Source organism: Sanguibacter suaedae (assembly GCF_016342785.1).
Taxonomy (GTDB): Bacteria; Actinomycetota; Actinomycetes; order Actinomycetales; family Cellulomonadaceae; genus Sanguibacter; species Sanguibacter suaedae.
In genome coordinates this window covers 32,509-56,702 of the sequence record NZ_JAEINH010000009.1, presented here as the reverse complement: position 1 = coordinate 56,702, position 24,194 = coordinate 32,509, and the positions used below count along the sequence as shown (strand labels likewise).

Genomic DNA, 24,194 nt, shown 5'->3' with positions numbered 1-24,194 from the left:
TCAGACCATCACCCTGGACCGCGGGTGCGACGAGAGGTCCCCGATGTCGATTCCCACGCGGTGGGCGCGCCCCGTCGTCCTCGCCGGGTGTGTCCTGCTGGTCGCCGGGTGCTCGGACGACCCGGGCCCGACACCGACGCCCGTCGTGCGCCCCAGCAATCCTCTGGACGAGCTCACCGACCCGACATCCGAGGAGTTCATCGCCCAGACCGTCCGGACGGTCCTCGACGAGGAGGGCGAGGGCAGCGCGACGTTCACCGTCGCGCGGGAGGAGGGCCTCGAGCGTGTGACCTACTACGTGGCGTGCTCACCGGCGAGCACGTTCAAGCTCAGCATGGACGAGCGGTGGTTCTCAGGGGAGTGCGCCACCAGCTTCCAGAACAGCGGCGGCATCCCCGCGGAGGGCACCGGCGACCTCCGGGTCGACCTCGCCCTGCCCGACGGCGTCGCGTACCGGGTGGTGGGGGTCCCCGAGTACTCGTGATCCCGGTGCCGGGCCCGTCGTGCGGGCCCGGCACCGGGCCGGTCACGCCTGGGCGGCGCGGACCGCGTCGACGAGGGTGACGAGCGGGCGGCCGACGAGGCGCGCGAGGTCGTCGCTGTCCGTCTCGAGGTCGCCGGCGGCGATAGACGCGTCGAGGGACGACACGAACCCTGCGGTGCCCTCGTCGAGGCCCACCTGCTGGAGGGCGGCCGCGTACTGGGCGGGCGTCATGTCGCGGGACACGACCGTCGTCCCCGTGACCTCGGTGACGGTCGCGGCGAGCTCGTCGAACGTGAACGCGGGCCCGCCGAGCTCGTAGGTGGCGCCGTCGTCGTCGGCGAGGAGGGCGGTGACTGCCGCCGCCGCGTAGTCGGCGCGGGCCGCGCCGGAGACCTTCCCCGTCCCGGCAGCACCGAGGACCGCGCCGTGCTCGAGGTACTGGCCCAGCTGGCTCGTGTAGTTCTCCAGGTACCAGCCGTTGCGGAGGATCACCGACGTGATGCCGGAGTCGCGGAGCACCTGCTCGGTGGCGCGGTGCTCACCGGCGAGGGGGTTCGAGGTGGTGTCGGCGCGCAGGATGCTCGTGTAGGCGATGCGCTCGACCCCGGCGGCCTTCGCGGCCTCGACGACGGCCGTGTGCTGCGCCACGCGCGCTCCGACCTCGCTGCCCGAGACGAGCAGCAGGCGCTGCACCCCGGCGAGCGCGGCGGGGAGGGTCTCGGGGCGCGAGTAGTCGCCCTCGCGGACCTGGACGCCGCGCTCGGCGAGGTCGGCGGCCTTGCTGGGGGTGCGCACGACGGCGACGACGTCGGCGGGAGCGACCCCGCGCGACAGCAGCTCCTCGACGGCGTGGCGTCCGAAGGGCCCGGTGGCTCCGGTGACGGCGTACGTGGTCATGAGATCTCCTCGAGGTCGGGTCGAGCCGCCACATGGCGACCATTCGATAGCACTAACTATTGCACAGCGCTATCTGTTCCCGCGGTGCGCACGGTAGTCTGGTCCGGTGAGCCCATCCGACCTCTCCCCCGACCCGGAGCAGGAGCTCGTCACCGACGTCTTCGCCCGCGGCTGCACGTCGCGCGCCGCCTTCGAGGACGTCACCTCCAAGTGGGCGTCCCTCGCGCTCCTCGCCCTCGGCGAGGGCAGCTACCGGTTCAACGCGCTGCGCCGCCGCGTCGACGGCGTGAGCGAGAAGATGCTCTCCCAGACGCTCCAGGCCCTCGAGCGCGACGGCATGGTCACCCGCGACGTCGTCACCACCATCCCGCCCCGCGTCGAGTACGCCCTCACCCCCCTCGGCCTCAAGGTCGCCGCGACGCTGCGGGACCTCGCCGACCTCCTCGAGGGCTCGGTGGACGACGTCGGGGCGGCTCGCGAGGCGTACGACGAGCGCCCGGGAGGTAAAAGACCGTGACTTGCGCACACCCGACTTCCCAAATACTGCGAGCCAGCAGGCCGTAGGGCAGAACTAGGACCCGCGGTTTTAGAGGCAACCCGTCAGCGGCACCTGCAGCCGCGTGCGATGTTCAATATTCATTAACGCGCCACTAAATAAACCGCCACCCCCCCTAGTCAGACTGCGCACGTCGCCGTACCCTGCGAACACGAAGCCGCCACGCGAGTGCCTCGCTTACGCGCCTGTACCCGCGTAGACGAGTCGAATCTTCTTTCAGGTAGGCGGATTCTTTTTCAGAGGAGAGGCCAGCTTCCTTTCGCATAAGGTGCATCATCTCTACTAACTGGCTCCTGTAGCCACGCACATAGGAGAGTTTCATCTCCCGAACCTCAACATCCGTCGACTCACGAGTGTTGCTCATCGCGGCCTCGAGTGCCGAGACGTCTTTCGAATGTAGCGCAAGCGTGAACGCATCTCCATCCAAGATGACCTGGCCACCTCCTTCGTCAAGACCTCCCCACATGGCGGAATTCATGCTCAAGTCGCGAAATGCGGCAATTACAGCATCTGACGCGAGAACGAGATCCTGCTCTACGGCAGGCAGATCATCCTTCACGAAACTCGACGCGTTGTTCCATTTCTCATATGCGAGTTCGTCAAGAATGGAGGACTCGGGATCTACCGCCCTTAGCACAAGAGGGGTTTCTAAGCCATCCAATGCTTGACGCAAAGGAGTGAGGCTTTGCAACGCGCGAACATAGGGCTCTCGACGCATGTCCTGCAATCGGTTGCGGTCCGCTTTTCGCGAAAGGTGAACATCTCGAAGCCATTGAATCACCTGTCCCAAAACGGCTCCCGCGAAAGCCCCGACACCTCCCGCGACAGCCAAGGAAAAAGACGCATCCATACTTCTCCCACACCCTCCGTCGAGTAGCGGATTCAAGGGTATCGAACCCATGTCAGCATGATAGCGCTTTTGCATGGGAGAAACCCCGTAGCGCGAGAAAAATACTCGGCCCGAGGCCACGCTGGCGGACTCGATGGCCCCGGCGTATGGAGCGCGCTCGCCGAGCGAGTCAACCGCACTCCACTTTGGTACCCCGAGAGGCGCTCTAGAGTGCGTAGCGATCACGCTTAGCGAAGCTTGCCCTCGGGTGGCGCTGTTGCCACGAAACGCGATCCCCTCCGTCACGGCATCAACGGCAGCCGCCCGACGATCTTGTCGACACGGTTGCGCGGGCCGACGATGCTCACCGCGGCGTACTCGATCTCGGCGGCTATGGCCCCGGAGACGGCGGTGAGGTACTCGTCGTACACACGCGTGCTCTGGGCCGCCTGAGGCGTGTCGGCGACGAAGGTCAGCTCGTGCGCCTCCGCCTTGGCGCGGACGGCGCGGAGCGTCGCGGCGTCCGCGACCAGGACCGAGCACCCCGCCCACGGCAGCCCGGGGTGCACCGCACCGTCGGCGTCCTTCGCGTCCGGGCCGAGGAGTCCGCCCACCTGCTGCGCCGTCGCGGCCGCCGCGCAGATCGCCGCGTTCGCCGCAACGCCCGGGGCCAACGTCTCGTCGACGACGATGACCCACTTGAGCCGCGCCGCGCGCGTCGGCGCACTCGTGTCGATCTCCTCCGGGGCGAACCCGATCCCGCTGCTCATGGCGTCTCCTCAGTCATGTATCCGGTGTGACGCCGTGACTCTATGACGAGATACGCGTGCAGCGCATTGAATCCGTAGATGATTCGGCAGAGTCCGTAGGATGCCAGTCATGGACGCACTTGATCAGGCAATCCTCCGCGAGCTGCAGTCGGATGCACGGAAGACCAACAGGGACGTCGCGGCCGCCGTGGGTGTCTCACCGACGACGGCGCTCGACCGCACCCGGGCCCTGCGGGACCGCGGTGTCATCCGTGGCGCGGTGCTCGACGTCCACCTGCCGTCCATCGGCCGACCCGTGCAAGCGCTCGTCGCGGTGCGCATTCGCCCGCCGTCGCGCAAGGCCATCGAGGCGTTCCGCGACTGGGCGACGTCACGGCCGCAGACACTCGGCGTCTTCGTCACCACCGGCACGGAGGACTTCATCGTCCACGTCGCGGTGGCCGACAACGACGCGCTCTACGCGTTCGTCATCGACGAGCTCACCCTGCGCCCCGAGGTCGCCGACGTGCGGACGTCGGTCGTCTACGAGCACCTGCGGAGCACACGCATCGACCCGGTCGGCTGACGCGGACGTCACGCTGGAGCCGTCCCGCCGGGGTCGTCGCGCAGGGAGCGGATCATGTCGGTCAGCATCGCTCGGGCGACGACCTGCTGCTCCTGCGTCATACCGCCCAGCATCCTCACCTCGACGGACCGGACGGCGGCGGAGGCCTCGGCGAGGCTCTGCCAACCGCGGTCGGTGAGCTGCGCGGGAAGGACCCGCCCGACCCTGCCCTCGACCGGTCGAGTCACGGAGCCGTCGCGCTCGAGGGCCTGGAGGAGCACGTTCATCGACTGCCGCGTGACGAACGTTCCTCGCGCGAGCTCGGAGCTAGACAGGCCCGGCCTCTGCGCGAGCAGCTCCAGGCAGGAGTAGTGCGTGATGGTCATCCCCAGCGGGCGCAGGACGGCCTCCATGGCCGTCCGAAGTGCGCTCGACGCCTCCTTGAGCAGGTAGCCCAGCGACGTCTCGAGATCGATCCCCTCGTGCCTCATGTCAGAAGTCTGACATACACTTGGCAATGTCAACCTTCTGACATGACACGAGGAGCTCTTCCATGCCCGTCACCGGACCCGACTTCATCTCTCTCCAGGCCACCGACCTCGCCGCGTCCCAGGCGTTCTACGAGAACCACCTCGGTCTCGTCCGTTCCCAGCCCGGGCCACCGCACGCCGTCGTCTTCGAGACCGCCCCGATCACCTTCGCTCTCCGGGAGGTCGTCCCCGGGACGGATCTGTCGACCGTCGCCCAGCCGGGCATCGGGGCCGCGATCTGGCTGCACGCCACGGGCGTCCAGGAGATCCACGACTCCCTCGTCACCGACGGCCGCACGATCGTCACCGCCCCCTTCGACGGTCCCTTCGGCCGCACCTTCACCTTCGCCGACCCCGACGGCTACCACGTCACCCTCCACGACCGCGCCTGACACCCGAGGCGTCGCCGGCCGTCGTCGGGGTCGTGGAGCGCTGCGGACGGTGGGGTCACGGTGAGGGGAGTGCGCCCGTCACGCCCGCGCCATCCCAGCCCCGCGCCGGGCCGCGACGGGCACGATGGCGAGCACCGCGATGAGCACGACGGCGGCGGTGAGGCCCCCGTACATGGGCCAGTTCATGGGCGGCAGGACGGTGCCGAGGAGCCCGTACCCGGCGCCCACGAGGGCGGGGACCACGGAGAGGGTCCCGATGCCCCAGGCGAGGACCGCGACGAACGCGGCCTCCACGGCGACCATGGTGGTGAGCTGGCGGCCGGTCGCACCGGTGCGGCGCAGGAGGGCGAGCTCGCCGCCGCGCTGGGAGCTGAGCATCGCGAGGGTGTTGGCGGCGGCCATCGCGATGAACGTGAGGAGCGCGAGGAGGAGCACTGCGGAGAACTGCTGCTGCTCGGCGCCCGACGCGCGGACCTCGTCGACGTACTCGCCGGTGGTGCGGACACCGAGGCCCAGCGCCTCGACGGTCTCCCGCACGTCGCCGGTGGCACCTGCGTCGGTGCGCACCAGAGCCGTGTCCAGCGCCGCCCCGTCGGCGAGACCGGAGCCGAGGCCCACCATGTAGTCGCCGAACCCGAGCGACCGGTCGTAGACGGCGACGATGGTCAGCTCGGTCTCGACGCCGTCGGCGTCGCGCACCTCGACGGTGTCCCCGAGGCCCTTGCTGGTGCCGAAGGTCGCGTCCTGGGAGACGGCGACCGTCCCGGCGGAGGCGAGGTCGTCGAGCGTCCCCTCCCGCACCAGGGGGTCCACGACCCCGGTCACGCCGTCGCCGAGGAGGCGCAGCGCGGTCGGTTCCCAGGAGAGCGCGTCGAGGGCGGGGAGGTCCTCGTCGTCGGGCTCGATCTTCACGTCCGCGGTCACGGTGCCGGTGCTCGCCACGGCGTCCACGCCGGGCACGCCCCGCAGCTGGGTCGACTGGGTGTCGGTCGCGTCGACCACGAGGTCGGCGGTCAGCCCGTCCTCGAGCTGCACGCCCGACGCCTCGACGACCGTGCGGTCGACGCCCGACTGCACGGTCCCGAGCGCGAGGAGCAGGGCGAGGGGCACGATGGCCGCGGTGAGGCGGCGCGAGAACCCGCGGGCGTTGAGCATGGCCATGTGGCCGCTCACGGAGCTTCCCGGCCCGGAGGCCCGGACGGCCCGCTCGGCGAGGCCGGCCACGAGCAGCGGCCCGGCCAGCGCGGACCCGGTGATGAGGAGCAGGGCGGAGCTCGCGGCGGCGGCGGTGCCCATGATGCCGGGCGAGAAGAACGGCACGGTGGCGACGGCGACGCCCGCGACGCCGAGGCACGCGGCGGTGGTGCGGCGTGCGGTGCTGAGGGCCGACGGCTCGGCCTCGGACTGCTGCACGGCGGCGGTGGGGCTGGTGCGCACGGCCTCCTTGCTGGCGAGGCGGGCGGCGAGCAACCCGGTGGGGACGAGCAGGAGGAGGGTCCCGAGCACTGGCCACGGGGACAGGGTGAGCTGGTACCCGGCGGGCACGATGCCGCCCGACTCGAGGAGGGGGGTGAGGAGGCGGGCCGCGAAGAGCCCGGGCACGGCACCGACGGGTCCTGCGAGGGCGAGGACGAGGAGGACCTCACCGGTGACCATCTGCCGCACCTGGCCCCCGGTGGCACCGACGGCGCGCAGGAGCGCGAACTCCTGCCGGCGTTGCCGCAAGGCCGCGGAGATGGTCGTCGACACCATGAGGAGGACTACGAGGACGGTGGTCCCTGCGAAGGACGACGCGACGGTGACGAGCAGCATGGCGGTGCCGTCGGGCTGCTCCGCACCGAAGCCGGTGCGCGCACCGGAGTCGAGGAGGACACCGGTGGCGGTGAGCAGCGCGGACGCGAGGACGACGATGACGAAAGCCCCCGCGAGGCTCGCACGGTGGGCGCGGGCGGAGGACCGGGCGAAGGACCACATGGCGCTCACCTCCCCGACGCCACGAGCTGGGCGGTGATCTGCTCGACGCTGGGCGCCTCGAGGTGCCCGACGACGTTCCCGTCGGCCAGGAAGAGGACCTGGTCGGCGGCGGTCGCGACCCGGGGGTCGTGGGTGACGAGCACGAGGGTCTGGTCGAGCTCGCGGGCCGTGGCGCGCAGGACGTCGAGGATCTGCTGGCCGGTGCGGGAGTCGAGGGCACCGGTGGGCTCGTCGGCGAAGACGACGGTGGGGCGCGTGACGAGCGCCCGGGCGATCGCGACGCGCTGCGCCTGGCCGCCGGACAGCTGTCCGGGGAGGCGGTCCTCCATGCCCTGCAGGCCGACGGCCATGAGCAGGTGCTCCTGCCAGGCGGGGTCGGGGCGTCGGCCGTCGAGCAGCAGCGGCAGCTGGACGTTCTCCGCGACCGTGAGGTGGCGCACCAGGTTGTACGACTGGAAGACGAAGCCGACGCGGCGGCGGCGGAAGCGGGTGAGGTCGTCGGCGCTCAGGGTGGTGAGGTCGACGTCACCGACGACCACCTGGCCGCTGGTGGGGACGTCGAGGCCCGCCGCGCAGTTGAGGAACGTCGACTTGCCCGACCCGGAGGGGCCCATGACAGCGGTGAAGGACCCGGGGCGCAGCGCGACGGACACCGACCGCAGGGCCTCGGTCTCCCCGAGGCCGTTGGGGTACGTCTTGCGGACCTGGACCAGGCGGACGGCGGTGAGCGAGCCGTCGTCCGGAGCGGTGTGCGGCGCCGCCTGGGCGGGGCTCACGCTCGGGGACGACTGCGACGAGGGTGCTGACGGTGCGTTCATGGTGACGCTCCTCCGGGGGTCGGGGCGACGGGTGATCCGTCGTCCTCGACGCTACGAGCGGCACCGGGGCGCCATCGAGCCGCCTAGGAGGGAACCTCGTGCCTTGCATCCTTCGATGCAAGGCCCACACCGGCGCCCCCTCCGGCGCTGTCGTCGGGCACGGTGACGATGCGGTTCTGGTAGGCCCACACGACCGCCTGGAGCCGCGAGCGCACCCCGATCTTGGGCATCATGCGCGCCAGGTGGGACTTCACGGTGGACACCTCGACGACGAGCTCGGCGGCGATGTCGTCGTTGGACATGCCCTGGGCGAGGAGCAGGAGGATGTCCACCTCGCGGGCCGTGAGGAGGTCGGTGGGGTTCTGCACGGTGACGGGCTGGGTGCGGCGACGCTCGACGAACTCGCGCAGCACGCGGCGCGTGAGGGTGTGGTCGAGGGTCCCGTTCCCGGCGGCGATGGACCGCACGGCGTCGACCATGGTGGACGGTTCGGCGTCCTTGAGGAGGAACCCCGACGCCCCGGCCTCGAGGGCCCCGAAGACGTACTCGTCGAGGTCGAAGGTGGTGAGGACGAGGACGGGCACGGGGTCGGTGACGTCGGGGCCGCAGAGCTCCCGGGTGGCACTGATGCCGTCGCGGCCGGGCATCCGGATGTCGAGGCACGCGACGTCGGGGCGCAGCTCGCGGGCGAGGCGGACGGCCTCGTCGCCGTCCCCGGCGACGCCCACCACCTCGATGTCGGGCTCAGAGCCGAGGAGGGCGGCGAGCCCTGCCCGGACGAGGGGCTGGTCGTCGGCCACGACGATCCGGATCATGCGGTCTCCCTGGTCGCGCGGGCGTCGTCGCTCGGGGCGCCGGCGTCACTCTGGTCCTCGGTGGGGTCACGGCGCAGGCGCAGGGACACCTCCCAGCCGCCGTCGATCGTCGGACCGTACCGCAGGTCGGCGGCGGTGAGCTCGGCGCGCTCGCGCATGCCGACGAGGCCGAACCCTCCGCCCGTCCCGCCGGGGTCGGCGGTCGCCGCGGCGTCGTTGCGGACGGTGACGACGACGGTGGCCGGGTCGGTGTCGTCGACCGTCACGAGGGACGGGGCCCCTGGAGCGTGCTGGACGGCGTTGGCGAGCGCCTCCTGGACCATGCGGTACGCGGTGAGCTGGGCGAGGGGGCCCAGCCCCGCGCCCAGGGTGTCGTCGTCGGCGGCGGGGAGGGTGAGGAGCTCCACCGTGGCCCCGGCGGCCGACGCCTGCTCGACGAGCGCCGCGATGCCGGTGAGGGACTCGACGGACAGCTCGGCGTCGCCCTCGCGCAGCAGGCCGACGAGGCGGCGGAGGTCGCGGAGCACGGCCGTGCTCTGGCCGCGCACCTGCCGGACGCCCTCGCGGGCGGCGTCGGGGTCGGTGATGATCTGGCGCTCGACGGCCGCGGCCATGACGGCGATGCCGGAGAGGTGGTGGGCGGCGATGTCGTGGAGCTCGCGCGCCATGGCGGTGCGCTCCTGGGCGCGGGCCTCGCGCACCAGGGCGTCGTGCTCGCGGGCGAGCGCGAGGATCTCCTGCTCGCGGGCGCGCCCGACGTCGCGGCGCGTGGTCACGAGGAGCGCGACGAACGCGGGCGCCCCGACGAGGACGAGTGCCTGCCCGACGGCGTACGCCACGAGCATCCACCAGGTCGTGTCCCCGGCGCGCAGCCCGGCGACGAGGTACGCGACCACGGTCAGACCGGCTGCGGCGAGCCCGACGCCCCGCACGTCGGCGGGGGTCCGGTCGACGAACGCCAGGTAGCAGGCGACGACGAGCGGCAGCGACGTGATGCTCGACGCCTCCCCCGCCCCCGCTGCGGCGACGAGCACCTGGACCCCGGCGACGAGGAGGAGCACGGCGACGGGTGCGGTGCGGGCCCGCAGCAGCGCGGCGCACTGGACCGTGAGTGCGACGGCCACGACCCACCACACGGCGTCGCGGACGGTGGGCACCGACACGAGGCCGGGGTCCGCCGTGTCGGTGAGGGTCACGAGGAGCAGGACCCCCATGGATCCCGCCCAGCAGAGCGCCGCCGGGAGGATGTCGCGGTGCGGCGTCGGACGGTCCGTCCGCGAGAGGGTCATGGGGCGACCCTATGCCCGTATCCACCCGGTCGACAGAGTGTCAAACGTTATCGATAACGTTTTCTGTACGGTATGGTCGGGTTCATGGCACAACGGGTCACGATCACCGACGTCGCGCGCGCAGCAGACGTCTCCGTGGCCACCGTCTCCAAGGTCATCAACGGCAGGTACGGCGTCTCGCCCACCACCTTCGGGCGCGTCAAGGAGGTCATCGAGACCCTCGGCTACGAGTCGAGCCTCGTGGCACGCAGCCTGCGGTCCCGCCGCACCAACGTCATCGGGATCCTCGTCGCGGAGTTCGAGCCGTTCAGCACGGAGATCCTCAAGGGCGCCTCCACCGGCCTGGCGGGCACCGACTACGAGCTCCTCGCGTACACCGGTGGCCAGCACAGCGGCGGCGTCGGGTGGGAGCGCCGGTACCTGTCCCGCCTGAGCGGCACCCTCATCGACGGCGCCGTCCTCGTGACCCCCACCGTCGTGGACGCCGACGCGGAGATCCCCGTGGTCGCCATCGACCCGCACGCCGGGCCCGCCGACCTCCCCACCGTCGACTCCGACAACCTCGCCGGGGCGCGCCTCGCCACGGAGCACCTCCTCGCCCTCGGCCACCGGCGCATCGCGTTCCTCTCCGGCCGCAGCGACCTCGAGTCCTCGCGCCTGCGCGAGGAGGGCTACCGGCAGGCCCTGGCCGCCGCGGGCGTCCCGGTGGACCCGGCGCTCATCCTCGCGGGCGAGTACCGCAAGGAGAACGCCCTCGAGCCGGCGCACCGGCTCCTGTCCCTCCCGGACCGCCCGACGGCGATCTTCGCCGCGAACGACCTGTCGGCCATCGCTGCCCTCGAGGTCGCCCAGGAGATGGGCGTCCACGTGCCCACGGAGCTGTCCGTCGTGGGCTTCGACGACGTGCCGGAGTCGGCGAGCACCGCTCCCCCGCTGACCACGGTCCGTCAGCCCATCCAGCAGATGGGCGCCGCCGCCATCGGGCTCCTCATCTCCCTCATCAACGCCACGCCCGTCGACGAGACCCACGTGCGCCTGCCCACGTCCCTCGTGGAGCGCGGCTCCACAGGACCGCGCCCTCCCCGCTGACGCTCAGGCGACGGAGCGGGCGGCGCGGTTCGCGACGGCCGCGCCCTGGAGCAGCACCGCCGTCTGGGCGGCCAGGCCGAGGAGCCCGGTGCCGATGCCCCACCCCTCGCCGAGCGTCGCGTACGCGGCGCCCATGAGGACGAGGGTGACGACGGCCAGCGGGACCGCTCTGCGGACCGCCGGCAGAGCTGCCGCGTGCCCCGCGACCCAGGCCGCGTCGGACGCCTGCGTGTGCCGGGTGCGGATCCCGGCGCTGCCGTTGCGGACCAGCCGGCCCTCCGCCGCCATCCGTGTGACGACGACGATCATGACCGCGACGAGCACCACGCTGAGCGCAAGGGGAATCAGAGCCATGCGTCGACCCTACCGGTGGGCGACGCCCGCTTCGAGCGGTTCGTCCGGCCGGCTCCCACCGCGCCCACGCCCCGCTCCGAGGACGTGCGGGACGACGGCGGCCGCACCGCTCACCGCGGCGGCGGCGAGGAGCGCTGTCCCTGTGCTCGTGGATCCTGCGAGGCCGCCCGCACCGGCGCTCCCGAGCGCCTGGCCGAGGACGAGCGCCACGAAGAGCAGGGACGTGCCCGACGAGGCGCGCTCGGCGTCGAGGTCCGCGGTCCACGCGATGAGCACCCCGGAGCCTGCCGTGTACGCCCACCCGAAGGCGACGCATGCGGCGAGCGCGGCCGTCGTCACGCCGGGCAGCAGCCCGAGCGCCGCCGACGCGAGCGCGACCCCGGCGGCGGTGAGCGTCCAGGCCGCCGGGGGGCGGAGCATCGCGAGGTGCCGCGCGGTGACGATGACGGCAGCGCCGCCCGCCCCGAGTGCGATCCACGCGGTGACGGACGTCGTCTCGGAGACGCCCGCGGCCACGAGGTGTGCACGCCCGTAGGTCCACACGCCTGCGGACCCGGCGCCGAGGAGGAGGGCGGCGACGATCGGGGCGCTGTGGGCGACGAACCAGGCGCGGGGTGGGAGCCACGAGGAGGGCGGGGGCGACGGACGTCCGGTGGGGTCCGCCGGTCCGCGCGGGGTGTCGGCGCCGTGGTCGAGCCGGAGGACGAGGAGTGCGACGAGCCCGGTGACGACGGCGATGACCATCCAGGCGAGGCGCCACCCGGGGAGGAGGACGAGGGCGAGAATCCCTGCGGCGACGAGCCCAGGCCCGGTGCCTGCGTTGACCATGGTCTGCGCGCGGTCGACGGAGCTGCTCGTGACGGAGCGGTGGACGATCGTCACGAGCGCGGGTGACGCGAGGCCCGCTCCGGCGGAGGCGAGGATCGCGGCGACCGCGAAGACCGCGATGCCGGGCGCCGCGGCCATGCCGGCGGCACCACCACCGGCGGTGAGCGCCGCGGCGACCACAAGCGCGCGAGGGCGGTGGGGGCCGACGACGAAGCCGACGAGCGCACCCACGCAGTAGACGAGCGAGGCGCCGGACGAGACGAGCCCGGCACCGGTGTCGGCGAGCCCGAGGTCGGCCTGGACGTCGGGCAGGAAGAGCCCGAAGGCGAGGCGGACGAGCCCGTACGTCGCGGCGATCAGGGCGCACCCGGCCGCGACGAGGGAGATGTCGCGAGGACCAAACGAAAACGACCGTTTCATATTGGTGAGTCTAGGGTGCTTGCATGCCCATCCGCCCGCGCAGCGAGACCAAGCTCCTCGACGCCGCCGACGACCTCCTCTTCACGCGGGGCATCGCGGCCACGTCCGTCGACGAGATCCTCGAGCGCGCCGGCGTGTCCGCCGCGACCCTCTACCGCGGGTACACCAGCAAGGAAGCGCTGGTCGCGGCCGCCCTCGTGCGCCGCCACGAGACGTGGATCGCCGTCTGGGACGCGGCCGTCGAGCGCGCCCGCACCCCCGTGGACAAGGTCCTCGCCGTCTTCGACGCCCTCGACGAGTTCCAGCGCCGACCCGACGGGTCACGCTGGTGCGCGTTCCTCGGCACCGCCGCGGAGTACGCCGACGCACCACCGGAGATCACGGCCGTCGTCCGCACCGAGACCGAGACCTACCGCACCCGGCTCGCGGCCCTCGCCGCACCGGTCGTCGGCGTACGGGCCGACGCGGTCGCCGACGAGCTCCTCCTCGTCGTCAGCGGCGCCCTCGCGATGCGCCTGCGCGACCCCGACCACGGCACGGGGACCGCCCGGACAATCGCCGAGGCTCTCCTGGACACCGGGTCCTGACCGCCGCCGCGCGCGCTACCTTCGATGACGTAACGCCGGTCACCCAGGAAGGCACACCATGCCCGAGCACGCGCAGCCTGAGCCTCTGACCATCGCCGTCCTCGGTGCCGGCGGCGTGGGCGGTCTCGTCGCCGCGCTCGCCGCCCGGGCCGGGCACCGCGTCGTCGTGCTCGCGCGCGAGCCGTCCGTCGAGGCCCTCCGGGCAGGTGGCATCCGCGTGACGAGCCCCCTCTTCGACGACGTCGCGGTCTCCGTCGAGGCCGACACCGTGCTGCGGGAGCCGGTCGACCTTTGCATCATCGCCGTGAAGCAGACCGCCCTGCGCGACGCGCTCGACCGTGTCCCCGCACGCATGGTCGAGGCCGGGCTCGTCGTCCCTCTCCTCAACGGGGTGGAGCACGTCGCGACGCTCCGCGAGCGGTTCGCTCCCGAGGCGGTCGCCGCCGGAGTCGTGCGGGTGGAGTCCTCGCAGACCGCACCCGGGCGGATCGTCCATGGCAGCCCCTTCGTCGAGGTGGATCTCGCCAGCAGCAGCGCACCGGGCAGCCGACTCGCCACCGCGGCCGCAGCCTTCCAGGGCGCCGGCATCACGACGAGGGTCCTCGACGACGAGGCCTCGATGCTCTGGGGCAAGCTCGCTGTCCTCGCACCGTTCGCGCTGCTCACCACGCACCACCGTGCGCCGATCGGTGATGTGCGCACCACCTGGCGCGACGAGCTCGTCCAGCTCGTCGCGGAAGTCGCGGCCGTCGGGCGTGCCAGCGGTGGTCCCGACGTGACCGGGAACGCTCTGCGCTTCTACGACTCGTTCCCGGCCGAGGCCCGGTCCTCCATGCAGCGCGACGCCGAGGCCGGGCGTCCCCTCGAGCTCGACGCCATCGGCGGAGCCGTCCTCCGGGCCGCGGAACGCCACGGCGTGGCTGCACCCCTCACACGGCAGTTGGTCGACGCCCTCTCCTGAGGCGGCACCGTTCCCGACCATGTCGGTTGCTGGCTGCTGCCACCGCCTGCTGGCCGCGAGTTCGTCACTTCCAGTCGAGTTCGTCACCTTGATGAGACGAACTCGGCACGAAGCGACGAACTCGACGAGAGACGGCGGGCATCGGACATCGGGTGAAGGTGGGGCTGCGGGCGCGCAGGGGTGCGGGTGAGGGCGGCGATGACGCAGCGTCAGTAGTGGGTGTTGCTCGCCTGGACGAGCATGAACGCCGCGAGTGCGACGACGAACGCGACCGCGCCCGTACGGAACGCGGAGATCCCGTGGGCCCGGGTCTTCTGCGGCCACCCGTCGAAGAGGTCCATGATGGTCGCCCGCCGCGCCTTCGCGAGGAGGACCGCTCCCCGGACGACCTGGACGACACCGGCCAGGACGAACAGGGCGGCGACGACGAGGACGACTGTCGCGGTGTGGTTCTCGGACATGCCGCCCTCCGGTTCTCGTGCGACGAACCTACGCTGCAGCCGTCGTGGTCGCGCTGCCGAGATTGAGTATGGCGATTGCTCTCGCCACACTGTAGGTTAACAACGAGCATAATCGTCATATCCCTTGGAGGTTCGCTGTGGCCGGATACCGGATCGATCGGGAGGTCACAGCACTTGGCGAGCACGTGCGCGGCTGGCGCATGGTGCTCGGCCTGACCGCCCAGCAGGTGGCCGAGCGGGCCGACATCACGCGGGACACCCTCCGCAAGATCGAATCGGGCAACCCGCGCGTGAGCTTCAGCAACGTCGCCCAGGTCCTCCGCGCGCTCGGCGTGCTCGACCAGGCCATCGAGGCGATCGACCCGCTGAACAGCGACATCGGGAGGTTACGCGCCGGCAACCTGACGAGGAAGCGAGCGCGATGACCACCGTCGAGGTCCTCATCGACGAGGCCGGCTATACGCACCTGGTCGGCCAGGCGCATTTCACTCGGAACCGCGGACAGCTCTCCACGACTTTCCTCTACGACACCGCCTACCTCGCCGGCGGCGGGACGAACATCGACCCCGCCCTCCTCCTGGTCTCCGGGTCACAGTACCAGAACGGCCTTCTTCGAGCCTTCGCCGACAGCGCTCCCGATCGGTGGGGGCGCAACCTCATCGAGAAGGCCGAGAGGACACATGCTCGCGAGGAAGCCCGCACCCCACGTCGGCTCGACGATCTCGATTTCCTCCTCGGGGTCAGCGACGACACACGCCAAGGCGCGCTGCGCTTCCGCCTGCCCGGTCACGACGACTTCCTGGGCAGACCGTCGAAGGTCCCGCGACTGGTCTCACTGCCGGAGCTCCTGCTCGCCAGTGACCAGCTCGCCTCGTCAGCCGATCATTCATCGGCTGTCAAACAGCTCCTGGACACCGGGACGACCGGCCTCGGTGGCGCCAGGCCGAAGGCCTCCGTGCGTTTCGAGGACGGAGGCCTCGGGATTGCGAAGTTCCCTCACTCGAGCGACCGGTGGGACGTCATGGCGTGGGAGGCCACTGCTCTCGACCTGCTCGAAAGCACGGGAATCCGCACGCCGCGACGCCGGCTGACTCGCGTCGGGGATCGGAGCGTGTTGATCCTCCGCCGGTTCGACAGGGGAGACTCTGGCCACCGCATCGCCTACATCAGTACCATGACGGCGACCGGCTCCACCGACGGTGACCATCGTGATTACGCCGAGATCGCCGAGGTGATGCGTGACCTCTCCCTCTCGCCACGCCAGGACCAGCACGAGCTCTATGACCGAGTCGTCGCCAGTGTCGTCCTCGGCAACACGGACGACCATCTGCGCAACCACGGATTCCTGGCCGATCGGGGGCACTGGACGTTGAGCCCCGCCTTCGACGTGAACCCGAACCCGGATCTGCAGAAACCGAGCTCGACGTCGATCGCGGGAGCCGATACCTATCCCGAGCAGATCGACGGTCTCGCAGCCCTCGCCTCGGACTGCAGCCTGACGGTGGCCCAGGCACGAGAACGGATGGGGAAGATCGCAGCGTCGATGCTCGGGTGGCGGGACCGGGCGCGCAAGAACCGGATCAGCGAGCAGGAGATCACGATGATGGCCGAGTCGATCACTCCCCGCCTGGAGGCGGTGGCGACCCAGGCCGCGCGTCAGTGCATCCCGAAGCGGGCGAGCGGTTCGACGAGCTCTCGTTCCTCGTAGGAGAGGTGGGACAGCAGGACGTCGCTGAGGACGTCGACGGCCTCCCGGAGGTCCGTGGTGGTCCCGGTCCCGGCGACGAGCGCGACGAGGGCCTTGTCGACCTCTTCGAGGACGTCGTGGATGACCTGGTGCTCCTCCTCGAGGCGGTCGATGACCGGGCTGAGCCGGGGGTCGGAGTCGCGCAGGTGCGGGAGCATCGACCGGTCCTCGATGGTGTGGTGCGTGGTGACGAGGCGGCAGTACGCCTCGCAGTACGACCCCAGGGTCCAGTTGTTCTGCCGCATGGTCATGGTGCTGATGTGCGAGCGCGCGGTGCCGACGTCCATGGCCCCGGCCGACACCTGGTCCACGAGGTCGAGGACCTGCGCGAGCTCGGCCCGCAGGTGGTCGTGGATGTCCACGAGGCGCTGTGGGACCTCCTCCTCGAACGCCGTGTACGTGCGCCCAGGGTCGGGTGCGGGCCCGACGGGTCGGGTGCCCTCGTCGAGGAGCCGGCGGTCGCTGCGCCGGGTGCCGTCGTCGGGCGTGGGCACCACACCCAGACCCGCCGGGGTCGAGGCCGCCGCCGACGGCACGGGAACGACGACGGGTGCCGCCTCCGTCGCCGTGTCGGCTTCCTGAGGTTCCTGCGGTTCCGGCTGCGCGGTCCGCCCGGCGGCGACGAGCTCACGGACCGCGGGGGCGACGTCGCCGGCGAACCTGCGCAGGTCGTCGGGGTCGTCGCTCCCGAGGACGAACGTGTCGATGCCGTCCTCGAGCGCGAGGGTCGCGAGCTCCTCGGCCCACTGCGCGGCGGGGCCCTCGAGGCGCCCGCCACCCTGGGGGGCGAACCGACCGTGGACGTTGAGCATGCGGCGCACCTCCGACGGTGACCGGCCCGCCTCCGCGGCGGCCTCGTCGATGGCAGCGTTGCCTGCGGCGAGGTCCCCCGGGGCGAGGTAGCCCAGGGACGGCAACCAGCCGTCGGCCCGGCGCCCCGTGAGGCGCAGCATCCGCGGCTTGTACGCGCCGAGCCAGATCTCGACGTCGTGGGCGGGTGCGGGGCCGCGCTTGGCGCCGGCGGCGCGATGGAACTCGCCGTCGACCCGGACACCGCCGCGGGTCTGCACGTCCCAGGTCTGCGTGATGATGTCGAGGGCCTCCTCGAGGGCGCGCACGCTCTGCCCGCCGGTGAGCCTTCGCCCACCCATCGCCTCGATGGCGTCCCAGAACGCCCCGGCCCCCAGACCCAGCTCGACACGACCGCCCGAGAGCAGGTCGAGGCTCGCGACGCTCCGCGCCAGCACCGCCGGCGGCCGCAGCGGAAGGTTGGTGACGTTCGCCGCCAGGTGGACCGTGCTGGTCCGTGCCGCGACGTAGCTGAGGAGCGTCCACGTGTCGAGGAACCCCGGGTTGTACGGGTGGTCCTGGAACGTCACCAGGTCCAGACCCACCTGCTCGGACAGCACCGCCGTCGCGACCGTCCGATCGGGGTCCGCGCTGCTCGGCGTGACGAACGACCCGAACTGCAACGCACGGCCGTACCTCGTGGTCGCGGTGGGCTCGTCGTGGTGCGTGGCCATGGGCTCTCCTCCGTGATGCGCCGCGGGCGACGGCCCGCCCAGCGTATCCAGCCAGGAGACAGATGATGATGGTGCTGGACTATCGGCAACCATGGCCATCCGTCGCGACTCCCGATGACGCGACGGCGAGCGGACGACCGCGGAGACCGACGAGAGGGAGCGACGTGCGACGAACCGTGCTGGTGGTCCTGGTAGCGGCGGTGCTCGGGGCGTGTGCGACCGGGGCACCGTCCACCGACACGCCGCGGGCCGTCTCCGCCCCGGACTACCTCGAAGAGGCTCTCGCTCTCCTGGACGACGGCCTCCATGCCGGGACCGACGCGTGGGCCGCAGCTCGTGAGGACGCCGTGGAGCAGGTCACCGCCGCGACGTCGATCGCCGACGTCCATGCCGTCGTCGACCGCCTGGCGACGATCGCCGGCGGCCCGCACAGCACGTTCCGCACCCCCGAGGAGGTGCGCGCCTGGGAGGCGGAGTCCGCCGACACCCCCGACCTGCCGAGCGTCGAGGTGGACGTGGACGTCGGTGTGCTCACACTGCCACCCTTCCCCGTCGACGAGCCCGAGCTCGTCCAGCAGTACGTCGACGCCGGGCTGGCCGGGATCGCCGAGCACACGGACGCCGACCTGTGCGGATGGGTGATCGATGTCCAGTTCAACACCGGCGGCAACGCGCACCCCATGATCGCCGCGGCGTCACCGCTGCTCACAGACGGTCCCGTCCTGGGGCTCCGCGAGCAGGACGGGACGGTGACCGAGCTCGTGGTCGACGGGAACTCCGTCCTCGTGGACGACCAGGTCCTGGCCGTCGGCAGCGGCGACCCGTTCAAGGTGAGCACGCCGTCGGTCGCCGTGCGGCAGGGCCGGATGACCGCGAGCGCCGGGGAGGCCGTCGTCGTCGCGTTCTCCGGGGAGGCCACCGCCCGGACGTTCGGGGCACCCACGCGGGGGTTCACCTCGGGGAACAGGTACCTGGAGCTGAGCGACGGTGCCGGGCTCACGGTGACCACCGGGCTCTTCCAGGACCGGCGTGGGACCGCGTACGACGGGCGGCTCGCTCCCGGCATCGAGGGGGCCGACGCGGTGACGGCCGCGGACGGCCTCACGGAGGAGGAGTGGATCCGGGAGCGGTGCTCCCGGCGATAGATCGGGTGCTCTCCCGTCGTCAGCGCCGGAAGAGCTTCGCGAGGAAACCTCCCTCGCGGGTGGGCTTCGCGTGGCCCTGGCAGCGGTCCGTCTGGCGCACGCCCTTCATGACCTGGTCGACGTGCTGGCCGCAGCCCGCCCACGTCGTCTTCCCGCACTCCTTGCATGTCACTGCTCGGCACATGTCGCCTCCTCGGTGGGTCGGGCCGCGTCTCGACCCTCGCCCTCCGCTATACCCCCAGGGGTATACAGAGCCGGATCGACGCGCTTCGTTGACGACCGCTCCACCACTTGACGATCCGTCAACTCAACCCATAGCGTCGACGAATGACTCCCGACGGCACCGGACCCCGGACCTCGCACCCAGCCGACGCACGTCGGCGCGGCCTGCTCGCCCGCGCCGACGCAGCGGGGCACCGGCCGGCCGTCGGGACGAGCGCCACCGAGGGCCGCCTCGTGATCACCATCGGCGCACTGACGTTCGCGTTCCTCGCCGTGACGTTCCAGCTGACGTCTCTGGAGTGGGGCGGCCTCATCGGCGCAGCGGCCACGCTCGTCCTCCTCGCCGCCCTGCCGTTCCTCGCCCGGGCACGGCGCGACCACGAGCGGGTCCACCCCCGCGGCTACCGGCGCCGGTGGGCCGCGGCCGCCGTCTGGGCGGTGGTGGTCGCCGGGCTCGGCGCCTATCTGTGGAGGTCGGGTCTCGTCGACGTCGCCGCACCGGTGTGGCTCACCACGGCCGTCGCGCTCGCCGCGGTCGCACCGCTGCTCGCCCTCGGTGCATGGCTCGTGCGGTCGGCCCGGTGAGCCTCGCCTCGGCGCGCGTCGCCCTGGACGACCGCGTCCACTCCCCCGTGCGGTTCTGCCTGCTCGCCGCCCTGAACAGCGTGGACAGCGCCGACTACCAGACCCTCAAGGACGCCCTCGACGTCAGCTACACGCTCCTCAGCAAGCACATAGCCCTCCTCGAGGACGCCGGGTACGTCCGCGTCCACAAGGAGTTCTCCGGGCGCACACCCCGCACCGTCCTCGCCCTCACAACCTCCGGCAGGGACGCGTTCCGCACCCACCTCACGGCGCTCGACGAGATCGTCGCCGGCCTCACCTGACGGCCTCCGTCAGCCCTCCACGACACCGGCGAGCTGCAGCGCGGGGAACACGACGGCCGGCGAGCTCGTCATGAGGTTCACCACCACGTGGGAGATGGTCACGGGCAGCAGGCGGCCCTGGCGCAGCACGATGAGCCCCGACCCGATGCCCCACACGGTGAACGCGACGACGTACACGACCATGGCGTCGGCCGTGGGCGCGAAGAACGCGTGCTGCAGGCCGAACACCAGCGAGCACACGCCCACCGCGAGCGCCGTGGGCCACGCTGCACCCAGGTGGGTCTGCGCGTACCCGCGGTACACGGCTTCCTCGGCGGGGGCGTTGAGCGGGACGAAGGTGAGGACGGCGACGATGCCGAGGGCGAGCGCCCACCCCGGTGACGCGACGGACGCCGCGTCGGGGTCGTAGAAGACCGTCTCGAACGCGGTGAACGTGTCGCCGCCGTGGAGGACGGCCATGGTGCCGAGGACCGCGAGCACGAACGGCACGTAGAGAACGGCGATCCACAGGAACCCCCACCCGATCTCCCGGGCCCACCCGCCGTGCGGGGCGAAGAGGGACCGCAGCGTGCGGCCCTCGGCGCGGAGAAGGCGGGAGGTGAGGACGAGGCAGACGACGTTCACGGGCAGGAGGCTCAGCGACGCGAGCATCGGTGTGGGCGGGAACGACGCCGTCCCCTCACCGGCGTCGACGATCGCCCAGGCGGCGAGGGTCGCGAGCGCGACGAGCACGAGGCGGGTGAGGAGGAGGGCGCCCGCCTGGCGGGTCCGGGGCATCAGTCCCAGACGATCGACAGCACGCGGCTGCCCGCCGGGACGGCGGGTGCGTCGACGAGGTTGTCGACGACGTAGCCGTCGACAACGCCGTCGGACTCGAGCCATTCGGTGTCGGCGAGGTCGGTGAGCTCGTCGGTGTCGAGGCTCGTGCACACGGCGACGGCCTCGGCGAGCACGAGGTCGGACCCCTCGACCGTCTCGTCGTGGAGCTGCACGCGCACCCAGTCGACGTCGTCGTGCGACTCGATCGAACGCAGCCGGTCGGCGATCTCCGCGAGGCTCGGCCGCCCGTACCCCCACTGGTTGGGGGCGAGCGACCCTTCCTCCTCGTTGCCGGGGAAGAACTCGTCGAGGGTGAGCAGCGGCAGGGCGCCATCGACCGCGCGGGCCAGGACGTCGTCGAGCTGGATCATGGTGCGAGCGTAGCGGCGCGTCGCGCTCATGGCACGGGTCGCCGGGTGGTGGCTACCGGTGCGCCTGCTCCGCGAGGTGCGCCGCGAGGACGTCGCGGACCGTGGTCCACGTGTGGTCGCCCCAGCGGTCGTTGTCGACGTGGTGCAGCTGGGCCTGGCCGCTGAACATGCTCACGAGGTACTGCATGCCCTGCCAGGCGGGGAAGGTCTCCTCGGGGCCCTTCGAGGTGCGGCGCATCACCGTGGCGGCAGCGGCGAGCGTGCCCGTCGTCCCGGCCCACTGAAGGGTGAAGGGCGTGCCGGTGAGCTCGGTCATGGTGCGGGCGATGTCGCGGCTCGTGACGCGGTCGCCGGCGACCTCGACGACGCGTGGCGCGTCGTCGGTGAGCGCGACGAGGGCGGTGACGCGGGCGGTGTCGTCCTTGGTGGTGAAGTCGAGGACCTGGTCGGCCGACGACCAGTAGAGGACCTTGCGCCGGTCGAACAGGACGATGGGCGCCTGCCCGGTGAGCATGTCCGTGAACGCGCCGTTGAGGATCGAGGTGGCACGCACGGGTGCGGCGTCGACGTCGGTGGCGAACACGCGCCGCAGCTCGAAGTTGCGGTTGCTGCCGGGGTCGATGCGCCGGTAGTCGGCGGAGTAGTCCGACGGGACGAAGCGCGGCACGCCCGCGTCGACGGTCGCGGCGAGGAGCGCGCGCTGCGCGTCGACGACGACGGGGCGGGTGCCGCTGAGCGCGGAGACCACGCAGTCGACGCCCGTGGCTGCGGCGGTCAGCGCGGGGTGGTCGGTATAGGTGGCCTGGACGACGTCGACGCGGTCGTCGCCGCCATAGCGGGCGGCGGCGGCGGCGCCGCTGCCGGGCCGCGTGAGCACGCGGACCCGGGCGTCGCGGGCGAGGAGCTCGCGGACGACGCGGTGACCGAGGTCGCCGGTGGCGCCTGCGACGAGGACGGTGCTGGTCATGGTGGGGGTCTCAGTCTCTGCTGGTGGGGTGGGTGGTGCGGCGGGAACGATCTGGGGCGGCGACGGGCTGGTTGCTCGAGGTCTGGGTCTCGGCGGCGGGCACGCAGGCCTCGACCTGGTCGGCGCCGAGGGCGACGCGGGCGAGCAGGTGGCGCAGCAGGGTCTGCTCGTCGAGGGCGAGGCCCCGCATGAGCGTCCCCTCGACGGCTCGGAGGTCCCGCCGCGCGGTCTCGAGGAGCGCGCGGCCGGCCTTCGTGGCGTGGACCTGGCGGACGCGGCGGTCCGTGGGGTCGGGTCGCCGTTCGACGAGGCCCGCCCCTTCGAGCGCGTCGACGACGTAGGTCATGGCCGTCTTGTCGATGCCGAGACGGTGCGCCAGGGCGAGCTGCGACGACGCGTCCTCGGTGGTGATGGCGACGAGCACCTGGTATCCGCGCGGCCCCCCGGGCACCGGTGCGACAGCGCCCTGCGCCACCCGGGAGAACCCCTGGTAGACGGCCTGCAGCGACCACCCGAGCTCCGTCTCGATGCCCGCGGCGTCCCAGTCGATGTCCGTGGCGCGCCAGGTGTCGGGCGACGACGTGCCGGTCGGTCCGTCATCGGTCGATCCGTCGTCGGCGGGGCCGGGGTCGGTCGGGTGGGTGGCGCTCGGTGACTCCATGCGGCGATCGTACCGACACGAGATCGTCTTGTGCAAAGATGATCTTCACGACCAACGATCCGGAAGCAGGCAGTCATGACCACCACCGCCGTCACGCCCTTCGTCCTCGACGTCCCGCAGGCCGACCTCGACGACCTCCGTCGTCGCCTGCTCGCCACCCGGTGGCCCGACCGCGAGACCGTCACCGACACCTCGCAGGGCCCGACCCTCGAGAAGATGCAGCGCCTGGTGGACCACTGGGCCACCGCGTACGACTGGCGCCGGACCGAGGCGCTCCTCAACGGGTGGGGCCAGCACACGACGACCATCGACGGGCTCGACATCCACTTCCTCCACGTGCGGTCCGCCGTCGCCGGGGCCCGCCCGCTGCTCCTCACCCACGGGTGGCCCGGCTCGGTCCTCGAGTTCCGGCACGCCATCGGCCCGCTCACCGACCCCGAGGCCCACGGCGGCTCCGCCGAGGACGCGTTCGACGTCGTCATCCCCAGCCTGCCCGGCTTCGGGTTCTCCGGCCGCCCCACCGAGACCGGGTGGGACGCCCGCGGCACCGCGAAGGCCTGGGCCGTGCTCATGGACCGTCTCGGGTACGCGACGTGGTTCGCGCAGGGTGGCGACCTCGGCGCGTCGGTCACCGCGGAGCTCGCCGCGCTGCAGGGCCGCGAGGACATCGGGCTCGCGGGCATCCACCTGAACATGGCCCTGTTCATGCCCACCGACGAGGAGGCGCAGGCCGCGACGCCGGAGGAGCAGGTCATGCTCCAGGAGGGCGGCTACTACTGGCAGGTCCTCTCCGCGTACTCGCAGCAGATGGCCACGAGGCCGCAGACCATCGGCTACTCGCTCACCGACTCCCCCGTCGGGCTGGCGTCGTGGATCTACGCGATGTTCCAGGACGTCGGCGGGTCGCACGACGAGCACGGTGACGCTGAGAAGATCTTCACCCTCGACGAGATGATCGACGACATCATGCTCTACTGGCTCCCCGGTACGGCCGCGTCGGCCGCCCGCATGTACTGGGAGTCGGCGCGCACCGGCTGGTCCACCCCCGGCACCCTCGAGGAGCCCCTCACCCTGCCCACGGGCCTGAGCATCATGCCCGGCGAGTACGTGCGCCGCTCACGCCGCTGGGCCGAGCGCCGCTACACGAACCTCGTCCACTTCTCCGAGGTCGCCCGCGGCGGACACTTCGCGCTCCTCGAGCAGCCCGAGCTCCTCGTCGAGGACATCCGGGCGACGTTCCGGAAGGTGTGACGG

The 24,194-nt window shown here is 71.8% G+C and carries 30 protein-coding genes; 13 read left to right on the top strand and 17 right to left on the bottom strand.

All coding sequences use genetic code 11. The features are described 5' to 3' along the window. Positions 1 to 43 precede the first annotated feature (43 nt). Positions 44 to 484, top strand: coding sequence for a hypothetical protein (locus JAV76_RS11475; protein WP_198734200.1), 441 nt, complete (start codon positions 44 to 46; stop codon positions 482 to 484). A gap of 42 nt (positions 485 to 526) precedes the next feature. Here the strand turns inward: JAV76_RS11475 and JAV76_RS11470 are convergent, their stop codons facing one another. Next, positions 527 to 1,381 carry an NAD(P)H-binding protein gene (locus tag JAV76_RS11470; protein WP_198734199.1) on the bottom strand — a complete coding sequence of 285 codons (855 nt, stop codon included), beginning with the start codon at positions 1,379 to 1,381 and terminating at the stop codon, positions 527 to 529. 106 nt (positions 1,382 to 1,487) lie between these two features. Here JAV76_RS11470 and JAV76_RS14960 point away from each other — a divergent pair, with 106 nt between their 5' ends. Further along, positions 1,488 to 1,898, top strand: a complete 411-nt coding sequence (locus JAV76_RS14960) for a winged helix-turn-helix transcriptional regulator (protein ID WP_198734198.1) — start codon at positions 1,488 to 1,490, stop codon at positions 1,896 to 1,898. Between the two features lie 154 nt (positions 1,899 to 2,052). On the opposite strand, the gene JAV76_RS11460 is transcribed toward JAV76_RS14960, so the two are convergent. Next, positions 2,053 to 2,838 carry a hypothetical protein gene (locus tag JAV76_RS11460; protein ID WP_198734197.1) on the bottom strand — a complete coding sequence of 262 codons (786 nt, stop codon included), beginning with the start codon at positions 2,836 to 2,838 and terminating at the stop codon, positions 2,053 to 2,055. A 230-nt stretch (positions 2,839 to 3,068) separates the two neighbouring features. Then, positions 3,069 to 3,536, bottom strand: coding sequence for a DUF2000 domain-containing protein (locus tag JAV76_RS11455; RefSeq protein WP_198734196.1), 468 nt, complete (start codon positions 3,534 to 3,536; stop codon positions 3,069 to 3,071). A gap of 109 nt (positions 3,537 to 3,645) precedes the next feature. Here JAV76_RS11455 and JAV76_RS11450 point away from each other — a divergent pair, with 109 nt between their 5' ends. After that, positions 3,646 to 4,101, top strand: a complete 456-nt coding sequence (locus JAV76_RS11450) for an Lrp/AsnC family transcriptional regulator (protein ID WP_198734195.1) — start codon at positions 3,646 to 3,648, stop codon at positions 4,099 to 4,101. A gap of 8 nt (positions 4,102 to 4,109) precedes the next feature. Here JAV76_RS11450 and JAV76_RS11445 read toward each other — a convergent pair whose 3' ends face one another. Then, positions 4,110 to 4,571, bottom strand: coding sequence for a MarR family winged helix-turn-helix transcriptional regulator (locus JAV76_RS11445; RefSeq protein WP_198734194.1), 462 nt, complete (start codon positions 4,569 to 4,571; stop codon positions 4,110 to 4,112). Positions 4,572 to 4,633: 62 nt separating this feature from the next. On the opposite strand from JAV76_RS11445, the gene JAV76_RS11440 reads away from it, so the two are divergent. Next, a complete protein-coding gene (locus JAV76_RS11440) occupies positions 4,634 to 5,002 on the top strand; it encodes a VOC family protein (protein WP_198734193.1) in 369 nt (122 codons plus the stop codon). A 78-nt stretch (positions 5,003 to 5,080) separates the two neighbouring features. On the opposite strand, the gene JAV76_RS11435 is transcribed toward JAV76_RS11440, so the two are convergent. From JAV76_RS11435 to JAV76_RS11420, 4 genes are all read right to left on the bottom strand, one after another. Continuing rightward, on the bottom strand, positions 5,081 to 6,976 hold the full coding sequence (locus JAV76_RS11435) for an FtsX-like permease family protein (RefSeq protein WP_198734192.1): 1,896 nt from the start codon (positions 6,974 to 6,976) through the stop codon (positions 5,081 to 5,083). A 5-nt stretch (positions 6,977 to 6,981) separates the two neighbouring features. Further along, positions 6,982 to 7,794, bottom strand: a complete 813-nt coding sequence (locus JAV76_RS11430; protein ID WP_198734191.1) for an ABC transporter ATP-binding protein — start codon at positions 7,792 to 7,794, stop codon at positions 6,982 to 6,984. An 83-nt stretch (positions 7,795 to 7,877) separates the two neighbouring features. Beyond that, positions 7,878 to 8,609, bottom strand: coding sequence for a response regulator (locus JAV76_RS11425; protein ID WP_198734190.1), 732 nt, complete (start codon positions 8,607 to 8,609; stop codon positions 7,878 to 7,880). Next, on the bottom strand, positions 8,606 to 9,898 hold the full coding sequence (locus tag JAV76_RS11420) for a sensor histidine kinase (protein ID WP_198734189.1): 1,293 nt from the start codon (positions 9,896 to 9,898) through the stop codon (positions 8,606 to 8,608). The genes JAV76_RS11425 and JAV76_RS11420 overlap by 4 nt, the downstream gene beginning before the upstream one ends. 84 nt (positions 9,899 to 9,982) lie before the next feature. Between JAV76_RS11420 and JAV76_RS11415 the strand changes: the two genes are divergently transcribed. After that, positions 9,983 to 10,987 (top strand): LacI family DNA-binding transcriptional regulator, encoded by a 1,005-nt coding sequence (locus JAV76_RS11415; RefSeq protein WP_198734188.1) that lies wholly within the window; start codon positions 9,983 to 9,985, stop codon positions 10,985 to 10,987. Between the two features lie 3 nt (positions 10,988 to 10,990). Here the strand turns inward: JAV76_RS11415 and JAV76_RS11410 are convergent, their stop codons facing one another. Both JAV76_RS11410 and JAV76_RS11405 read right to left on the bottom strand, forming a co-directional pair. Further along, a complete protein-coding gene (locus JAV76_RS11410) occupies positions 10,991 to 11,341 on the bottom strand; it encodes a hypothetical protein (protein ID WP_198734187.1) in 351 nt (116 codons plus the stop codon). Positions 11,342 to 11,350: 9 nt separating this feature from the next. Further along, a complete protein-coding gene (locus JAV76_RS11405; protein WP_198734186.1) occupies positions 11,351 to 12,589 on the bottom strand; it encodes an MFS transporter in 1,239 nt (412 codons plus the stop codon). A gap of 23 nt (positions 12,590 to 12,612) precedes the next feature. Between JAV76_RS11405 and JAV76_RS11400 the strand changes: the two genes are divergently transcribed. After that, complete coding sequence (locus JAV76_RS11400) at positions 12,613 to 13,176, top strand: TetR/AcrR family transcriptional regulator (RefSeq protein ID WP_198734185.1); 564 nt, start codon at positions 12,613 to 12,615, stop codon at positions 13,174 to 13,176. 58 nt (positions 13,177 to 13,234) lie between these two features. After that, entirely contained in the window at positions 13,235 to 14,137 is a 903-nt protein-coding gene (locus tag JAV76_RS11395) for a ketopantoate reductase family protein (protein ID WP_198734184.1), read from the top strand. A gap of 209 nt (positions 14,138 to 14,346) precedes the next feature. Here the strand turns inward: JAV76_RS11395 and JAV76_RS11390 are convergent, their stop codons facing one another. Then, a complete protein-coding gene (locus tag JAV76_RS11390; RefSeq protein WP_198734183.1) occupies positions 14,347 to 14,598 on the bottom strand; it encodes a hypothetical protein in 252 nt (83 codons plus the stop codon). A gap of 137 nt (positions 14,599 to 14,735) precedes the next feature. On the opposite strand from JAV76_RS11390, the gene JAV76_RS11385 reads away from it, so the two are divergent. Continuing rightward, a complete protein-coding gene (locus JAV76_RS11385) occupies positions 14,736 to 15,023 on the top strand; it encodes a helix-turn-helix domain-containing protein (RefSeq protein ID WP_198734182.1) in 288 nt (95 codons plus the stop codon). Beyond that, complete coding sequence (locus JAV76_RS11380) at positions 15,020 to 16,306, top strand: type II toxin-antitoxin system HipA family toxin (protein ID WP_198734181.1); 1,287 nt, start codon at positions 15,020 to 15,022, stop codon at positions 16,304 to 16,306. Before JAV76_RS11385 ends, JAV76_RS11380 begins: the two co-directional genes overlap by 4 nt. Here the strand turns inward: JAV76_RS11380 and JAV76_RS15265 are convergent. Beyond that, the gene (locus tag JAV76_RS15265; RefSeq protein ID WP_198734180.1) at positions 16,255 to 17,868 is read right to left on the bottom strand and encodes an LLM class flavin-dependent oxidoreductase; all 1,614 of its coding nucleotides are present in this window, start codon (positions 17,866 to 17,868) and stop codon (positions 16,255 to 16,257) included. The genes JAV76_RS11380 and JAV76_RS15265 overlap by 52 nt on opposite strands. 164 nt (positions 17,869 to 18,032) lie before the next feature. Here JAV76_RS15265 and JAV76_RS11370 point away from each other — a divergent pair, with 164 nt between their 5' ends. Continuing rightward, positions 18,033 to 19,013, top strand: a complete 981-nt coding sequence (locus tag JAV76_RS11370; protein ID WP_198734179.1) for a S41 family peptidase — start codon at positions 18,033 to 18,035, stop codon at positions 19,011 to 19,013. A 19-nt stretch (positions 19,014 to 19,032) separates the two neighbouring features. Here the strand turns inward: JAV76_RS11370 and JAV76_RS11365 are convergent, their stop codons facing one another. After that, entirely contained in the window at positions 19,033 to 19,197 is a 165-nt protein-coding gene (locus tag JAV76_RS11365) for a DUF8730 family Cys-rich protein (protein ID WP_198734178.1), read from the bottom strand. 143 nt (positions 19,198 to 19,340) lie between these two features. Here JAV76_RS11365 and JAV76_RS11360 point away from each other — a divergent pair, with 143 nt between their 5' ends. Both JAV76_RS11360 and JAV76_RS11355 read left to right on the top strand, forming a co-directional pair. Then, the gene (locus JAV76_RS11360) at positions 19,341 to 19,820 is read left to right on the top strand and encodes a hypothetical protein (RefSeq protein ID WP_198734177.1); all 480 of its coding nucleotides are present in this window, start codon (positions 19,341 to 19,343) and stop codon (positions 19,818 to 19,820) included. Further along, entirely contained in the window at positions 19,796 to 20,122 is a 327-nt protein-coding gene (locus JAV76_RS11355; protein ID WP_198734176.1) for a winged helix-turn-helix domain-containing protein, read from the top strand. Before JAV76_RS11360 ends, JAV76_RS11355 begins: the two co-directional genes overlap by 25 nt. Before the next feature lie 9 nt (positions 20,123 to 20,131). Here the strand turns inward: JAV76_RS11355 and JAV76_RS11350 are convergent, their stop codons facing one another. From JAV76_RS11350 to JAV76_RS11335, 4 genes are read right to left on the bottom strand one after another with little or no spacing between them, the layout of a single operon-like run. After that, positions 20,132 to 20,899, bottom strand: coding sequence for a CPBP family intramembrane glutamic endopeptidase (locus tag JAV76_RS11350; RefSeq protein WP_198734175.1), 768 nt, complete (start codon positions 20,897 to 20,899; stop codon positions 20,132 to 20,134). Next, a complete protein-coding gene (locus JAV76_RS11345) occupies positions 20,899 to 21,312 on the bottom strand; it encodes a YfbO family protein (protein ID WP_198734174.1) in 414 nt (137 codons plus the stop codon). Before JAV76_RS11345 ends, JAV76_RS11350 begins: the two co-directional genes overlap by 1 nt. 52 nt (positions 21,313 to 21,364) lie before the next feature. Then, positions 21,365 to 22,279 carry an NmrA family NAD(P)-binding protein gene (locus JAV76_RS11340; protein ID WP_198734173.1) on the bottom strand — a complete coding sequence of 305 codons (915 nt, stop codon included), beginning with the start codon at positions 22,277 to 22,279 and terminating at the stop codon, positions 21,365 to 21,367. Positions 22,280 to 22,289: 10 nt separating this feature from the next. Beyond that, positions 22,290 to 22,940: a MarR family winged helix-turn-helix transcriptional regulator gene (locus tag JAV76_RS11335; RefSeq protein ID WP_198734172.1), complete on the bottom strand. Its 651-nt coding sequence runs from the start codon at positions 22,938 to 22,940 to the stop codon at positions 22,290 to 22,292. A gap of 75 nt (positions 22,941 to 23,015) precedes the next feature. Here JAV76_RS11335 and JAV76_RS11330 point away from each other — a divergent pair, with 75 nt between their 5' ends. Continuing rightward, the gene (locus JAV76_RS11330; RefSeq protein WP_198734171.1) at positions 23,016 to 24,191 is read left to right on the top strand and encodes an epoxide hydrolase family protein; all 1,176 of its coding nucleotides are present in this window, start codon (positions 23,016 to 23,018) and stop codon (positions 24,189 to 24,191) included. The last annotated feature ends 3 nt before the right edge of the window (positions 24,192 to 24,194 follow it).